This is a genomic window from Microbacterium sp. CFBP 13617 (genome assembly GCF_014839445.1).
In the GTDB taxonomy this organism is placed as follows: domain Bacteria; phylum Actinomycetota; class Actinomycetes; order Actinomycetales; family Microbacteriaceae; genus Microbacterium.
In genome coordinates, this window is the sequence record NZ_JACYNW010000002.1 from 1 (window position 1) to 15,663 (window position 15,663).

A 15,663-nucleotide genomic window follows, 5' to 3' on the forward strand; every position below is an offset into this window, starting at 1 on the left:
AGTCGGAATGGCCACCCAATGTTGGGTGGCCATTTCGCATTTACGGGCACATTTGGTGTTCGTGTGTGAGCGCCGGGTGGCGTTCCCTGTTGTGGGGGACACCGCCCGGCGCTTCGTCGTACCCCGACGACTGGCTAGAGTCGAGGGGTGAGCGCGTTCTCGGGGCACGTACCCGGGAGTCGCGACTACCGGATGCTGCTGATCGGTCTGTTCTTCGGCGGCGTCGCGACGTTCGCGCAGCTGTACGCCACCCAAGCGGTCCTTCCTCAGATCGCCGACGACATCGGGTCGGGACCGGCCTCGGCAGCCCTCACGGTTTCTGCGTCGACGCTAGGGCTGGCGGCCGCGGTGCTTCCCTGGTCCTTGGTCGCCGACCGTATCGGTCGGGTGCCCGCGATGGCATCCGGTCTCGTCCTGGCGACCGTGCTCGGGGCGGCGACCCTGCTCGCCGACGACCTCGTCGTGCTGCTGACGCTGCGGCTGCTCGAGGGGGCGGCGCTCGGTGCGGTTCCTGCCGTGGCCCTGGCCTACCTGAGCGAAGAGGTGCATCCTCGACACGTGGCGGCGGCGGCCGGCTCGTACATCGCGGGAACCACCGTGGGCGGCCTGTCGGGCCGGGTGGTCTCGGGTTGGGTCGGCGAGCTCGCCGGATGGCGGTGGGGAGTGGCATCCGTCATTCTTGTCTGCGTCGTGGCGGCGGTGATCTTCCTGGTTCTCATTCCCCGTGCGCGGGGTTTCGTGTCGGGGCGCGATCGCGAAGAGCGCGGACCCACGGTGCGCAGGAGGATCGGCGTCAATCTGCGATCCCCGGTGCAGCGGGCGCTGTACGCGCAGGGCTTCCTGCTCATGGGTGCGTTCGTGGCGGTCTACAACTACCTGGGGTTCCACCTCGCCGCTCCACCCTTCTCGCTGGCGCCCGCCCTGGTCACCCTGCTCTTCCTCGCCTATCTCGCGGGCACGGCGTCGTCTCCACGGGCGGGGGCCCTGGCCGTGCGGTACGGGCGGTTCCCCGTGCTGGCGCTCTCGATCGGCGTGATGGCGACGGGGGTCGCGCTGATGGCGGTCCCGGCTCTGGTCGTCGTGGTGGTGGGGTTGATCCTCTTCACCGCGGGCTTCTTCGGCGCGCACGCGGTGGCATCGGGGTGGACGCCCGTCGCGGCCGCGCCCGAGGCGCGCGCGCAGGCGTCGTCTCTGTATTACCTCGGTTACTACGCCGGGTCGAGCGTGTTCGGATGGCTGCTCGGCGTGGTGTTCGGCTCGGTGGGGTGGTTCTTGTTCCTCGTCGTGGTCTTGGCGATGTGCGCCGCGGCTCTCGGCGCCGCCCTCGTGTCGCTGCGCGCGGTTCGCCCCTCGCCGTGACCGTCTGAGCCCTTCTCCTATCCGACCCGCCGAGGTCAATGGCCCGGGGCGATGTCGCCGGAACCGGGTAGCGTCGGAGGTCAGACGTGAGGAGGTCGGGAGTGGACGACGCCGACGAGCGGACGATGGATCAAGGTACCGATGGCGAGACGGTGGGAGAGGTGACTGCAGACGACGTGGCCGAGACCGCGTCGGAGATCAGTTACGACGAGCAGAGGTACCCGGCTCGACCCCGCAGGCTCCGCCCGCGGGATCAGTTCCGAGGGGGAACTCTGCGACGGTTCCTGACGGATCCGCGCAACGCGAACGGAATGAACCCCTCGTACGTCGAGTGGCTCGTGCGCCAGTCGATGCTCAAAGACGCCGACGTCCTCAGCCGACAGCTGTCGGGACAGCCGTCGATGTGGCGGAACCCCTACGCTCGGCCCGACGCGCGACGCGCCATCGATTCGACGGACGTGTGGTTCACCGCCTATCCCATCTCGCTGATCACGCGACCGGGGGAATCCTTCCTCGAATCCCTCGGCAACGAGGCGCTCTGGGAGGCCTTCGAGTGGGTGGGCATCAACGGCATCCACACGGGTCCGGTGAAGCGGGCCGGCGGGATCACCGGATGGCAGGAGACCCCCAGCGTCGACGGCCACTTCGACCGCATCAGCACCCAGATCGACCCGGACTTCGGCGATGAGAACGCTTTCCGCCGCGTCGCCGACGTGGCCGACGCACACGGTGGCAGCGTCATCGACGACATCGTGCCCGGCCACACCGGCAAGGGCGCCGACTTCCGGCTCGCCGAGATGGCGTACAAGGACTACCCCGGCATCTACCACATGGTCGAGATTCCCCGGGAGGACTGGGGACTCCTGCCGGAGGTGCCCGCGGGACGGGACTCGGTCAACCTCGACTCCGACACCGAGCGCGAGCTCAGTGCGCGCGGATACATCATCGGCGAACTGCAGCGGGTCATCTTCTACACGCCGGGCGTGAAAGAGACCAACTGGAGCGCGACCGCCCCGGTGGTCGGCACCGACGGAATGGAGCGCCGGTGGGTCTACCTGCACTACTTCAAGGAGGGCCAGCCGTCGATCAACTGGCTCGACCCCACCTTCGCGGGGATGCGTCTGGTGATCGGCGACGCGCTGCACTCGCTCGGTGACCTGGGCACCAGCGCTCTGCGCCTCGACGCCAACGGCTTCCTCGGCGTCGAGAAGAGCGCGGAGGGTCTTCCGGCCTGGTCGGAGGGTCACCCCCTGTCGCACGCGGCGAACCACATCATCGCCGGCATGGTGCGCAAGGTCGGGGGGTTCACCTTCCAGGAACTGAACCTCACGATGGAGGACATCCGCGACACCGGTGCGGTGGGTGCCGACCTCTCGTACGACTTCGTCACGCGTCCGGGATACCACCACGCTCTGGCGACGGCCAACACGGAGTTCCTGCGTCTCGCGCTGACCACCGCGCTCGAGACCGGCCTCGAGCCGGCGCAGCTCGTGCACGGCATGCAGAACCACGACGAGCTGACGTATGAGCTGGTGCACTGGGCGACCACGCATCGCGACACCCTGTATCCGTTCCGTCACGGCGAGCACACCGGCGGCGAGATCGCCGAGATGGTGCGATCCGAGTTGACCGAGAAACTGACCGTCGAGGCCGACTACAACCTCGTCTTCACGCAGAACGGCATCGCGTGCACGATGACGTCGCTCATCGCGGCGACGCAGGGCAAGGGGACTCTCGCCGAGATCTCCGAGAGCGACGTGCCGGCGATCCGCGACGCCCACCTGCTGCTGGTGAAGTACAACTCGTGGCAGCCCGGGGTGTTCGCGCTGTCGGGATGGGATCTGACCGGATCCCTGACCCTCCCCGCCGACGATGTGCGACACCTCATCTCGTCGGGCGACACGCGATGGATCGAGCGCGGGGCGCACGACCTGCTCGACGTGGCCCCGGAGGCCTCGTCATCGGCATCCGGGATGCCGCGGGCCCGGTCGCTCTACGGCTCGCTGGGCAGCCAGCAGGACGACCCCGATTCGTTCCTCTCGGGGCTCCGCGACGTGCTGCGGATCCGTCGCGAGAACGGCATCGCCGTCGCCTCGCAGGTCGACATCCCGCAGGTCGGACACCCGAGCATGCTCGTGATGGTGCACCGGCTCGACGGTGGCGACAAGCACCTCGACGAGGCCCCGCTGCAGATCACGGTGCTGAACTTCTCGGGCGAGACGATCGAGGGAACGGTGCGCTCCGAGTGGTTGGTCCCGCAGAGCACCGCCGTCGACGCCGAGACGGGCGACGTGGTGGGTCGCGTCGACGAACTGCAGAGCTTCTCGCTCGAGCTGGGGCCGTACGCCGGGCTCTTCCTGACGCTGGAGGCCCCGGTCGCGGGGGAGTGAGCCCCGATGTCGGGGGCCGGACGTAGCGTGGAGCCGTGTCCGCCCCCGACTGTCTCGCCGATCGCTGCCTCGGGCCCGCCGTCGCCGACGCCCCCGTCTCGCTCTGCGCGTGGCATCTGGCCGTCAGCGCCGAGTGGGCGGCATCCGCCGACGGGGTGACCGATCTGCTCCCGACCCCCTGCATCCTCTGCGGATCGCGTCTGGGGGTGCGGTGGCCGAGTGGGTGGCTGTGCGCCGTGTGCGAATGGCGGCACGGGGATCCGATCGACGGTGAGCTCCCGCCGCCGCGCGTCGACGTCGTCTACTACCTGCGATTCGGCGACCGCATCAAGATCGGCACCTCGGCCCGCCCTCGCCAACGCCTGGCCGCGATCTGGCACGACGAGCTGCTGACGTTCGAACTCGGCGATCGTCTGGTCGAACGCCGTCGGCACGCCCAGTTCGCCGACGACCGATTCGACCGGACGGAATGGTTCCGCCGCAGCCCGGCGCTGTCGGCACACGTGGCGGCTCTGGCCGAGGGGGTCGACGACCCCTGGGCGCGATACGCGCTGTGGACGAGCGAGGCTCTCGCCCGACGGGGATGACACCCGGGGAGTCGGCGGGGAGCCGGGGCGCACGGCACAAGCCCCAGCCCGCTCCAAGCCGCGCCTTCTACCGTGAGCGGACACCACCCGGGAAAGGGATCTGATGGGCTTCCTCGATCGACTGTTCGGCTCCGGCGACACCCCTGAGCGCGGCCCCGTCGTGCCACCCGCACCCCGGCAGGCGGCCAGCGGACTGCGCGACGGTGACGGTCGCTACGCGCCACCTCCGCCCCAGACCTCGGCCGGGGCGACGTCGAGCTCAGTCGAGGGCCCCGTCGCCGGATCCGACGAGGATCGCCAGGCCGTCGAGCGGTACCGCTACCTTCTGCGCACGGCGCCGCCCGAGACCGTCGAGCAGGTGCACGCCGAGGCGTTCGGCCGGTTGACTCCCGCACAGCGCCAACAGGTGCTGCAGGAGATGTCCGCCGGCCTGCCGGCGTCGGAGCGACCGACCGGCGACGATCCGTCGTCGTTGGCCCGCGCGGCGACCCGCGCCGAGTACACGCAGCCGGGTTTCATGGAGCGCACCTTCGGCGGGCGGTCGTTCGGGGGTGGACCCGGGTTCGGATCGATGCTCGGGGCCTCGATGCTCGGCACCATCGGCGGCTACGTGGTGGGGTCCGCGCTCGTGGGCGCGCTCTTCGATCCCGGCTACGACGCCGGATTCGCCGACGGGGCGTCCGCCGATTCGGCCGTCGCCGACTCCACCGGGGGCGAGGGTGACGCCGGCGCCGTGGACGCCGGCGGGGGCGATTTCGGAGGCGGTGACTTCGGCGGCGACTTCGGCGGTGATTTCGGGGGAGACTTCGGCTTCTGAACCGAGCGCTGCGCGACGGGCGCCATTTCTGCGCGCCACGGGTGCCCGCGCCCCCACCGAGCCAATGAAAAGGCTATGGTCGAGGCCATGGCGCACCATGAACAGTGAGCGTCTCGGCCTCCGTCGCAGCATCCTGTCGAACCAGTTGCTTCTGTCGGCAGCGACCCTGATCGTTGTCGTGGTGTCGATCGCGCTCGGTCAGGTCGTCTCGGGCCCCTTCTTCGTCGCCGGTGCGGCAGTGATCTTCATCGTCGCCATCGTCAGCGTCCTGGCGCCGTGGCAGCGGATTCCGTGGTGGACCGTCGGTCTCGTGCCCATCGTCGACGTGCTCGCGGTCGCCATGCTGCGTGTGGGCGCTCCCCTCGCCGGAGTGGGTCTGCTCTGGGCCTTCCCCGCGATCTGGGTGGGCATGATCCTCGGCCTGCGCGGCGTGATCGCGTTCACCGCGGTGATCTGCGCGGTCATGTTGCAGCAGTTGGCGACCGACCCCCTGCAACGCTTCAGCGCCTCCACGCTGATCCTTCCCTTCACCCTCGCCGCTCTGGCATCCATGGCGCACTTGACCTCCCGCCGGACCCGCGCCCAACGTGCTCTGCTGGAGAAGCAGTCCACCGAGCTCCGGCGCGCCGTCGACCGGTCGCGCCGACAGGAGGATCTGGTCACCGAGGTGCTGGATGCCGTCGACTTCGGCGTCACGAGCGTGACGCCGACGGGGGAGCTCGTGGTCACGAACACCGCGCACGCGCGCCTGCTCGACCCCGTCGACGCCCTGGGACGCGACCTGGCCGTCTTCGCCGCGGACGGCGCGACGCCCATCGCGCCGCGGGACGCCCCGCTGGCCCGCGCGCGCGCCGGCGAAGCCTTCGAGGGCGAGCTCGTCTGGTACGGACAGCCCGGCGAGGGCCGCCGCGCGCTGAGCGTCACCGCGCGGCGTCTCCCCGCTCGGGCGGGCGAGGATGCCGGCGGCATCATCGTGTCGCGCGACGTCACCGTGGAGGAGCAGGCGCGTCGCATCCGGGAGGACTTCGTCGCGAGCGTCTCGCACGAGCTGCGCACCCCGCTGACCTCGATCCTCGGGTACCTCGATCTGGCCCTCGACGACGACACGATCACCGAGGCCACCCGGGAGCGGCTCGAAGTGGCCGAGCGCAATGCGGCACGTCTGTCGGAACTGGTCGCCGACATCCTCGCCCTGTCCACGGCGTCGGGAGAGGGCTTCGGGGTCGACCTGGAACGTGCGCCGGCCGATGTCTCGGCCCTGGTCCGCACCGCCATCCACTCGATCATGCCGCGCGCCGTCGAACAGCAGATCCGCCTCGACGGAACGGGGATCGACGACGGAGTCATCGCCGTCGTCGACGCGCACCGGGTGCGGCAGGTGATCGACAACCTGCTCTCCAACGCGGTCAAGTACAACCCACGCGGCGGAGCGGTGGCCGTCACCGTGACGGCGGATGCCCGATCCGTGACCGTCGTGGTCGCCGACGACGGCCCGGGCATCAGCGTGAGCGAGCAGGCGCGTCTGTTCGAGCGCTTCTTCCGCGGTGACGCCGTGCGCAAGTCCTCGACGCACGGGAGCGGGCTGGGGCTGGCCATCAGTCGCGACATCGTGCGAGCCCACGGCGGCGAGATCACGGTGCGCACCGCACCCGGTGACGGCGCCGCCTTCGCCGTGCGGCTTCCCCGGACCGGAGAAGAGGGGTGAACCTCGACGTGCTGACGCTGCAGGCGGCGGCGTCGCTCGTCATCGTCGTGTCCACCGTCATGTTCCTGCTCGACACCCTCATGTCGCAGGATTCCCCGCCGGGACGGTTGTGGGCGGGCGCCTACCTGTCGGGCACGCTGTCGGCCGTCTGCTATCTGGCGTGGATGCTCCTCCCCGACGCATGGATGGCCGTCGCGCTCGGCAACGGCGCCTTCGTCGCCGCCACCGGTTTCATCTGGCTGGGGTGCGTGTCGTACAACCGGCACGCCATGAGGGCGCCCGCCGTCGTAATGGCGGTGACGGTTTTCATCGTCATCTCGGCCGCGCTCATCGCCGGCCCCGAGGGCGGCGAATGGGCCGGTGCCGTGCCGTACTTCCTCGGCAACGCCCTGTTCGCGATCGCCGGCGCCGTCGAGACGCGGCGCGCCGCCATCGGCCGACGCTGGAGTTCGGGCGGGCTCACCCTGGTGCTGAGCGTGGAAGCGGTCTGGTTCCTCGCCCGCAGCGTGGTCTTCGTCACCGTCGGCCCCGACAGCGACCTGTTCCGCACCGTCTTCGACACCCGCGTGTCCGCACTGCTCACCATGACCCTGGTGATCGCCGCGGTCATCGTCACCTCGGCGCTGCGCGCGAACGAGTCGGCGCTGCGCGGACTGCCCGACATCCGCCGACTCTCCGTCGATCGCAACGGCGTGCTGTTGCGCGAATCGTTCGAAGCCGCTCTGGCCATCACCTGTGCGCGGGCGGAACGGGCGGGCGAGGGCGTGTGCGTCATCGGCATCCGCATCGACGACCTGCGTCGCGTGGTGACCGCCTTCGGGCCCGACGAAGGCGAGGGGATCGCCCGCGAGCTCTGGGCGTCGGTCCGCCGCCACGCGCCCACGATGGCGCTGGTGGGGGAGATGGATGCCACGGGGCTGAACGTGGCGTTCACGACCACGCCGACGACCGACGTACGCCGCGCCGCGCGTGTGCTGCACGCGCGGGTGATCGCCGACCTGGCGGGGGTGGGGGCGTCGGTCGTCCCGGTCGTCGGGGTCGGGATGGCGCTCTCGGACGAGCACGGGCACGACGCCGCGGTCCTGTCCGAGCGGGCCGACGCCGCGGCGGCGCAGGCGGCGCTCACGGGCGATCAGCCGTTCGGCCTCACCGGGCACTGAACGCGGGCGGGCCCGCCCGGGCGTCGCCCGGCGTCGCTCAGCTCGACGCCACGAGCTTCTGGACGAGCTCGCGCAACTCTCGCGGGCGGAAGGGTTTCGTGAGGTAGTCGTCGGCGCCGGCATCGCGGCCCGAGAGCTGCTCGAGTTCGTCGACGCGGGCACTCACCATCAGGATTTTCGTGGAGCTGAACTCGCGGATCCGCCGGGCCGTCTCGAACCCGTCGATGCCGGGCATGCTCACATCGAGCGTGGTCACGGCCGGATCGTAACGTTGGACGAGATCGATCCCGTCGAAGCCGTTCGGGGCCGTGTGCACGACGAAGCCCGCGCTCTCGAGCACCGCGGCGATCAGCGTGCGGATGTCGAGGTCGTCCTCGATCACCACCGTGATGTTCGGGTCGGTCATCGTCGTGCTTCCTCGGTGGGGGCCGGAGAAGATCCCGCCTCTGGACGAATGCTAGACCACGCTCCGCCCGCGGGACGTCTCCGGGCGCGAGGGCCGAGGTATGGCATCCTCGGATCGTGCCTCTTCTCGCGTTGACGGGCGGAATCGCCTCGGGCAAGTCCACCATCTCCGGTTTTCTCGCCGCCAAGGGCGCCGTCGTCGTCGACGCCGACGCGATCGTGCGCGAAGTGCAGGCGCCGGGGACCCCGGTCCTCGACGGCATCGCCGCGGAGTTCGGCCCCGAGGTGCTCCGCGCCGACGGATCGCTGGACCGCGCGGCGCTGGGTGCTCGCGTGTTCGGGCACCCCGATCGACTGGCCGCGTTGAACGCGATCGTGCATCCCGCGGTGCGGGCGGAGTCGGTCCGGCGCTTCCGGGCGGCGCTCGACGCCGACCCCGAGGCCGTCGTCGTCTACGACGTCCCCCTGCTCGCCGAGGCGCGGGCGGGCGACGAGTGGGATCTCGTCGTCGTCGCCCACGCCCCGGCGGCGGTGCGCGTGCGGCGTCTGGTCGAGACCCGGGGGATGAGCGAGGACGACGCGCGTGCGCGGATCGCATCGCAGGTCAGCGACGACGAACGCCTCGCCCTGGCCGATGTGGTCATCGACACCGCCGCCGACCTCGATGCCACGCGCCGCCAGGTCGACGAGCTCTGGGCGCGCGTGGCCGAGGCCGGCTGAGGGCGATCGCGCCGGCGCGCTCGCCCAGGGCGAACGCAACCCGCCCCCGATGTCGGAGGCCCCGCCTACGCTGGAAGCATGCAGGCCACCCGATCCGTTCGCCCCTTCGAGGTCATCAGCGAATACACCCCCTCCGGCGATCAGCCACACGCGATCGCCGACCTCGCCGCGCGCATCAACGCCGGCGAGACCGACGTGGTCCTGCTGGGCGCGACCGGAACCGGCAAGTCGGCCACGACGGCGTGGCTGGTCGAACAGGTGCAGCGCCCCACCCTGGTGCTGGCGCACAACAAGACCCTGGCCGCGCAGCTGGCGAACGAGTTCCGAGAGCTCATGCCCAACAACGCCGTCGAGTACTTCGTGTCGTACTACGACTACTACCAGCCCGAGGCGTACGTCCCGCAGACCGATACGTTCATCGAGAAGGACAGCTCGATCAACGCCGAGGTCGAGCGTCTGCGGCACTCCACCACCAACTCCCTCCTGTCCCGCCGCGACGTCATCGTTGTGTCGACGGTGTCCTGCATCTACGGCCTCGGTGCGCCCGAGGAGTATCTGCGCGCCATGGTCGCGTTGCAGGTGGGGGAGCGCTACGACCGCGACGCGCTGATCCGCAAGTTCATCTCGATGCAGTACAACCGCAACGACGTCGACTTCTCGCGCGGGAACTTCCGCGTGCGCGGCGACACGATCGAGATCATCCCGGTGTACGAGGAGTACGCCATCCGCATCGAGATGTTCGGCGACGAGATCGAGGCGCTGTACACGCTGCACCCGCTCACGGGCGACGTCATCGAGAAGATGGACTCCGTGCCGATCTTCCCGGCCTCGCACTACGTGGCCGGTACCGAGACGGTCCAGCGCGCCATCGGCACCATTGAGCACGAGCTCGAGGAGCGACTCAAAGAGTTCGAGTCCCAGGGCAAGCTGCTCGAGGCGCAGCGGCTGCGCATGCGCACGACGTTCGACCTCGAGATGCTGCAGCAGCTGGGCTTCTGCTCCGGGATCGAGAACTACTCGCGTCACATGGACGGCCGCATGCCCGGCGACCCGCCGCACACCCTGCTCGACTTCTTCCCCGACGACTTCCTGCTGGTGATCGACGAGTCGCACGTGACAGTTCCGCAGATCGGGGCCATGTACGAGGGCGACGCCTCGCGAAAGCGCACACTCGTCGAGCACGGCTTCCGCCTCCCCAGCGCCATGGACAACCGACCGCTCCGCTGGGACGAGTTCAAGGAGCGCATCGGGCAGGCGGTGTACCTCTCGGCGACGCCGGGGCGGTACGAGATGGGGATCGCCGACGGTGTCGTGGAGCAGATCATCCGCCCCACGGGGCTGGTGGATCCCGAGATCATAGTGAAGCCCTCGAAGGGGCAGATCGACGACCTGCTCGAAGAGATCCGGGTGCGTGTCGAACGCGATGAGCGCGTGCTCGTGACGACCCTGACGAAGAAGATGGCGGAGGAGCTCACCGACTTCCTCGGCGAGCACGGGGTGCGCGTGCGCTACCTGCACTCCGACGTCGACACCCTGCGCCGCGTCGAGCTGCTGACCGAGCTGCGAGCCGGCGTCTACGACGTGCTGGTGGGCATCAACCTCCTGCGCGAGGGGCTCGACCTTCCCGAGGTCTCCCTGGTGGCGATTCTGGATGCCGACAAAGAGGGGTTCCTGCGCAGTGGCACCTCGCTCATCCAGACGATCGGCCGCGCGGCGCGAAACGTGTCGGGCGAGGTGCACATGTACGCCGACCGCATGACCGACTCGATGCAGAAGGCCATCGAAGAGACCGAGCGCCGCCGAGAGAAGCAGGTCGCCTACAACCTGGAGCACGGGATCGACCCGCAGCCGCTGCGCAAGAAGATCGCCGACATCACCGACGTGCTCAACCGCGAGGCCTCCGACACCAAGAAGCTGCTCGCCCGCACCGACAAGGGGGGAAAGGGCAAGTCGCCGACTCCGTCGCTGCGGCGGACCGGTATCGCCGCCGAGGGTGCCGACCAGCTCGAGTCGACCATCGCCGATCTGACGCAGCAGATGCTCGCGGCCGCGGCGGAGCTGAAGTTCGAGCTCGCCGGCCGACTGCGCGACGAGGTGCAGGACATGAAGAAGGAGCTGCGGGCGATGGAGCGGGCCGGTCACGCCTGACCCGGTCGCAGAATCGTCGCGCAGCCGGGGGAGTCACGAGATGCCGTAGGAGGGCTCATGCAGCAGAGAGTGTCGCTGATCACGCTGGGCGTGCGCGACCTGGCTCGGTCGCTGGAGTTCTACGAGGGCCTCGGGTGGAGACGCCACGCGGATTCCGTCGAGGGTGAGGTGGCGTTCTTCGACACCGGGGGCATGGTGGTGGCGCTCTGGGCCCGCGCGTCGCTCGCCGAGGACTCCGCCGTGGACGACGCCGGGGGATGGGGTGGCATCACACTCGCCCACAACGTCCGGCGGCCCGACGAGGTCGATGCGATCCTGCACGCCGCCGTTGCCGCCGGCGCACGCCTCGGTCGTGGCGGTGCGCCGACGCCGTGGGGCGGGTACTCGGGTGTGTTCGTCGACCCCGACGGGCATCCGTGGGAGGTCGCGGTCAATCCGGGATGGCCCCTCGACGAGAACGGGCGTCCGCGCCTCGGCTGACGGCGCGGCCGGGAGGCGCTCCGCCTCTGCTGCGCGCACGGCTGACGTGCGCTGCGCCTCGGCTGAACGCACGGCTTGGCATGCGCACGAACCGCGGGCATCGATTGCGCGCGTGCGTGCGCACGACCGGGACGTGGTCAGGGGCAGTGCAGCAGGGGCTTCGGGCCGGTGCGGTCGACCGAGTGCTCCGTCATCGCGTGCCCGCAGAGCGGGCAGGGCCGACCGGTTCGAACCGGCTCGGGGGTCGTCTCGTACGGGCCGACCGATGCCGGGCCGGCCACCTTGATGAGGCGCGTGTTGAGGTACTGGTACCAGCCACCGGCTTCGCGCACGCGCTCGCGGAGCGGTGGGCGATCGGCATCCTTTCGTGTCATGATCTTTAGTGTACTAACGAATGGGAAGGTGCGGTGATGGACGATCCCCTGAAGCTCGAGAACCAGGTGTGCTTCGCGCTCGTGACGGCCGCGCGCAACGTGGTGTCGATCTATCGCCCCGTGCTCGAGCCGCTCGGGCTGACGCACCCGCAGTACCTGGTCATGCTCGCGCTGTGGCAGCGCGCCCCGCGATCGCTCGGCGACCTCGCTGCCGAACTCGCCATGGAGCCGGCCACGCTCTCGCCGCTCGTCAAGAGACTCGAGGCGCAGGGGCGCGTCGCGCGTACCCGGCGGGCCACCGACGAGCGCGTGCTCGACATCGACCTGACGGACGAGGGTCGGGCGCTGCGCGAACGCGCGCTCGCGGTGCCCGCGCAGATCATGGCGCGCGTCGGCATCGACGAGCGTCAGCTCGTCGCCCTGCGCGATGATCTCGCGCCCTTCGCCGCCTCGCCGCGCGACTGAGAAAGACCGGGCGCGGGCATGCACATCCGTGCGCCGGGTGCGAACCCGGGGCCGATGTCGGAGGCCCGACCTACACTTAACACGTGCCCATCGTTCCCGTTTCCTCTCCCTCGTCGTCAGCGAACTCCGGCACCAGCGGAAAGCTGAGCGTTCGGGGTGCCCGTGTCCACAACCTGAAGAACGTCGACCTCGACATTCCGCGCGACTCGCTCGTCGTGTTCACGGGGCTGTCCGGTTCGGGAAAGTCGAGCCTCGCGTTCGACACGATCTTCGCCGAGGGCCAGCGACGCTACGTCGAGTCCCTGAGCGCCTACGCACGTCAGTTCCTCGGCCAGGTCGACCGGCCCGACGTCGACTTCATCGAGGGACTCAGCCCGGCGGTCTCGATCGACCAGAAGTCGACCAACCGCAATCCGCGATCCACGGTGGGCACGATCACCGAGATCCACGACTACATGCGTCTGCTGTGGGCGCGCATCGGCGTCCCCCACTGCCCCGACTGCGGCGCGCGCATCCAGCGTCAGACCGTGCAGCAGATCGCCGATCAACTCATGGAACTGCCCGAGCGCACGCGGTACCAGATCGTCGCCCCCGTGGTCACGCAGAAGAAGGGCGAGTTCGTCGACCTCTTCAAGGAGCTCAGTGCGAAGGGTTACGCCCGCGCCGTCGTCGACGGTGACCTCGTGCAGCTCGCCGAGCCGCCGACGCTGAAGAAGAGCTACAAGCACGACATCGCCGTCGTCGTCGACCGACTCGTGGCATCCGGAGACAACCTGAGCCGCGTCACCGACTCGGTCGAGACGGCCATGGGCCTGGCCGGTGGCATCATGCAGGTGAACTTCGTCGACGAAGAGGGCGACGACGCCTGGCAGTCGTTCTCCGAGAAGCTCGCGTGCCCCAACGGCCACCCGCTGCAGCTGACCGAGATCGAGCCGCGCACCTTCTCGTTCAACGCCCCGTTCGGCGCCTGCCCGGTGTGCTCCGGCCTCGGCACGCGCATGTCGGTCGACGTCGACCTCATGCTCGGCGACGAAGATCTGTCGATCCGCGAAGGGGCGATCCTCCCGTGGACCACGCAGGGCAAGGGGCTTTTCCAGTACTACGAGCGCCTGCTCGAGGGACTCGCGCGCGACCTCGACTTCTCGCTCGACACCCCGTGGCGCAAGCTCTCGCACGACGTGCAGCAGGCCGTGCTGCGCGGCGAGAACTACAAGGTCACGGTCAAGTGGAAGAACCGTTACGGCCGTGAGATGCGGTACGCGTCGGGCTTCGAGGGCGTCGTGCCCTACATCGAGCGGCAGTACCTGCAGGCCGAATCCGACACGCAGCGTCAGCGGTGGTCGGAGTACCTGCGCGAGGTCCCCTGCGCCGTCTGCGACGGCGACCGTCTCAAGCCCGAGGTGCTGGCGGTGCTCGTCGACGACACGTCGATCGCCGCGGCCTCGCGCATGAGCCTCGCCGACGCCCGGGAGTTCTTCTCGAAGCTGAAGCTCACGGCCCGTGAGGCCACCATCGCCGCCGCCGTGCTGCGCGAGATCCGCGCCCGCCTCGACTTCCTGCTGCAGGTCGGCCTCAACTACCTCAGTCTCGGTCGGGCGGCCGGAACGCTGTCAGGCGGCGAGGCGCAGCGCATTCGACTGGCCACGCAGATCGGCTCCGGCCTCACCGGCGTACTCTACGTGCTCGACGAGCCCTCGATCGGTCTGCACCAGCGCGACAACCGCCGCCTGATCCAGACGCTCGAGACGCTGCGCGACCTCGGCAACACCCTCATCGTCGTCGAGCACGACGAAGAGACCATCCACGCGGCCGACTGGGTCGTCGACATCGGTCCCCGGGCCGGCGTCGACGGCGGCAATGTCGTGCACTCCGGCCCCCTCGCCGGGCTCCTGACCGACGAGAACTCCCTCACCGGCGCGTACCTCTCGGGACGCCGCGCGATCGAGGCGCCCAAGAAGCGCCGCAAGATCGACAAGAAACGTCAGGTGACGGTCGTCGGTGCACGCGAGAACAACCTGCAGAACGTCACGGTCGACTTCCCGCTCGGGGTGCTGACGGCCGTCACCGGCGTCAGCGGCTCGGGCAAGTCGACGCTGGTCAACGGCATCCTGTACGAAGTGCTCGCCTCGAAGCTCAACGGTGCCCGCCGCGTTCCCGGCAAGCACACGCGCGTCACCGGGCTCGACAACCTCGACAAGGTCGTGCACGTCGATCAGGCGCCCATCGGCCGCACCCCGCGCTCGAACCCGGCGACCTACACCGGCGTGTTCGACCGCGTGCGCAGCCTGTTCAGCGAGACGCCCGAGGCGAAGGTGCGCGGCTACCAGGCCGGGCGCTTCAGCTTCAACGTCAAGGGCGGACGCTGCGAGGCCTGCTCGGGCGACGGCACGCTGAAGATCGAGATGAACTTCCTGCCCGACGTGTACGTCGACTGCGAGGTCTGCCACGGCAAGCGGTACAACCGCGACACCCTGTCGGTGCACTACAAGGGCAAGAACATCGCCGAGGTGCTCGAGATGCCGATCGCCGAGGCCGCCGAGTTCTTCGAGCCCATCCAGGCCATCCACCGCTACCTCAAGACGCTCGTCGACGTGGGCCTCGGCTACGTGCGCCTCGGGCAGTCGGCGACGACCCTGTCGGGTGGTGAGGCGCAGCGCGTGAAGCTCGCCACCGAGCTGCAGCGCCGGAGCAACGGTCGGTCGATCTACGTGCTCGACGAGCCGACCACGGGCCTGCACTTCGAAGACGTCTCGCTGCTGCTCAAGGTGCTCAACGGCCTCGTCGACAAGGGCAACACCGTGATCGTCATCGAGCACAACCTCGACGTGATCAAGAGCTCCGACTGGGTGATCGACCTCGGCCCCGAGGGCGGCTCCGGCGGCGGCATGGTCGTCGCGACCGGAACCCCCGAGCAGGTGTCGAAGGTCGAGGCGAGCCACACGGGTGCGTTCCTGGCCGAGCTGCTGGAGTCCGGACGCACGGGGACGCAGCGCAACGCCGCCGCGCTCGACGCCGCACGCGCCGAGCCGGAGCTCGTGAGCGCGGCGGGCTGA

13 protein-coding genes are annotated in these 15,663 nt (G+C 69.6%); 11 read left to right on the plus strand and 2 right to left on the minus strand.

Annotated features, from left to right (window positions below; translation table 11 throughout):
• Positions 1-147 precede the first annotated feature (147 nt).
• From IFU40_RS04535 to IFU40_RS17170, 6 genes are all read left to right on the plus strand, one after another.
• The gene (locus IFU40_RS04535; protein WP_342343478.1) at positions 148-1,359 is read left to right on the plus strand and encodes an MFS transporter; all 1,212 of its coding nucleotides are present in this window, start codon (positions 148-150) and stop codon (positions 1,357-1,359) included.
• Between the two features lie 125 nt (positions 1,360-1,484).
• A complete protein-coding gene (treS, locus tag IFU40_RS04540; protein ID WP_194716863.1) occupies positions 1,485-3,749 on the plus strand; it encodes a maltose alpha-D-glucosyltransferase in 2,265 nt (754 codons plus the stop codon).
• 35 nt (positions 3,750-3,784) lie between these two features.
• Positions 3,785-4,336 carry a GIY-YIG nuclease family protein gene (locus IFU40_RS04545; protein WP_191925568.1) on the plus strand — a complete coding sequence of 184 codons (552 nt, stop codon included), beginning with the start codon at positions 3,785-3,787 and terminating at the stop codon, positions 4,334-4,336.
• Between the two features lie 103 nt (positions 4,337-4,439).
• Positions 4,440-5,153: a hypothetical protein gene (locus tag IFU40_RS04550; RefSeq protein WP_249404099.1), complete on the plus strand. Its 714-nt coding sequence runs from the start codon at positions 4,440-4,442 to the stop codon at positions 5,151-5,153.
• 97 nt (positions 5,154-5,250) lie between these two features.
• Complete coding sequence (locus IFU40_RS04555; protein WP_191925569.1) at positions 5,251-6,858, plus strand: sensor histidine kinase; 1,608 nt, start codon at positions 5,251-5,253, stop codon at positions 6,856-6,858.
• On the plus strand, positions 6,855-8,018 hold the full coding sequence (locus tag IFU40_RS17170; protein WP_191925570.1) for a diguanylate cyclase domain-containing protein: 1,164 nt from the start codon (positions 6,855-6,857) through the stop codon (positions 8,016-8,018). Before IFU40_RS04555 ends, IFU40_RS17170 begins: the two co-directional genes overlap by 4 nt.
• 37 nt (positions 8,019-8,055) lie before the next feature.
• Here the strand turns inward: IFU40_RS17170 and IFU40_RS04565 are convergent, their stop codons facing one another.
• Positions 8,056-8,424 (minus strand): response regulator transcription factor, encoded by a 369-nt coding sequence (locus tag IFU40_RS04565; RefSeq protein ID WP_055837772.1) that lies wholly within the window; start codon positions 8,422-8,424, stop codon positions 8,056-8,058.
• A gap of 116 nt (positions 8,425-8,540) precedes the next feature.
• On the opposite strand from IFU40_RS04565, the gene coaE reads away from it, so the two are divergent.
• The 3 genes from coaE (at position 8,541) to IFU40_RS04580 (ending at position 11,771) form a co-directional block, all read left to right on the plus strand.
• Positions 8,541-9,143 carry a dephospho-CoA kinase gene (gene coaE / locus IFU40_RS04570; protein ID WP_191925571.1) on the plus strand — a complete coding sequence of 201 codons (603 nt, stop codon included), beginning with the start codon at positions 8,541-8,543 and terminating at the stop codon, positions 9,141-9,143.
• Positions 9,144-9,221: 78 nt separating this feature from the next.
• On the plus strand, positions 9,222-11,291 hold the full coding sequence (uvrB, locus tag IFU40_RS04575) for an excinuclease ABC subunit UvrB (protein ID WP_055837767.1): 2,070 nt from the start codon (positions 9,222-9,224) through the stop codon (positions 11,289-11,291).
• A 57-nt stretch (positions 11,292-11,348) separates the two neighbouring features.
• Positions 11,349-11,771, plus strand: a complete 423-nt coding sequence (locus IFU40_RS04580) for a VOC family protein (protein WP_070408075.1) — start codon at positions 11,349-11,351, stop codon at positions 11,769-11,771.
• 137 nt (positions 11,772-11,908) lie between these two features.
• Here the strand turns inward: IFU40_RS04580 and IFU40_RS04585 are convergent, their stop codons facing one another.
• Positions 11,909-12,145: a hypothetical protein gene (locus IFU40_RS04585; RefSeq protein WP_055837761.1), complete on the minus strand. Its 237-nt coding sequence runs from the start codon at positions 12,143-12,145 to the stop codon at positions 11,909-11,911.
• Between the two features lie 36 nt (positions 12,146-12,181).
• Between IFU40_RS04585 and IFU40_RS04590 the strand changes: the two genes are divergently transcribed.
• On the plus strand, positions 12,182-12,610 hold the full coding sequence (locus tag IFU40_RS04590; protein WP_055940067.1) for a MarR family winged helix-turn-helix transcriptional regulator: 429 nt from the start codon (positions 12,182-12,184) through the stop codon (positions 12,608-12,610).
• An 83-nt stretch (positions 12,611-12,693) separates the two neighbouring features.
• The gene (gene uvrA, locus IFU40_RS04595) at positions 12,694-15,663 is read left to right on the plus strand and encodes an excinuclease ABC subunit UvrA (RefSeq protein ID WP_070408073.1); all 2,970 of its coding nucleotides are present in this window, start codon (positions 12,694-12,696) and stop codon (positions 15,661-15,663) included.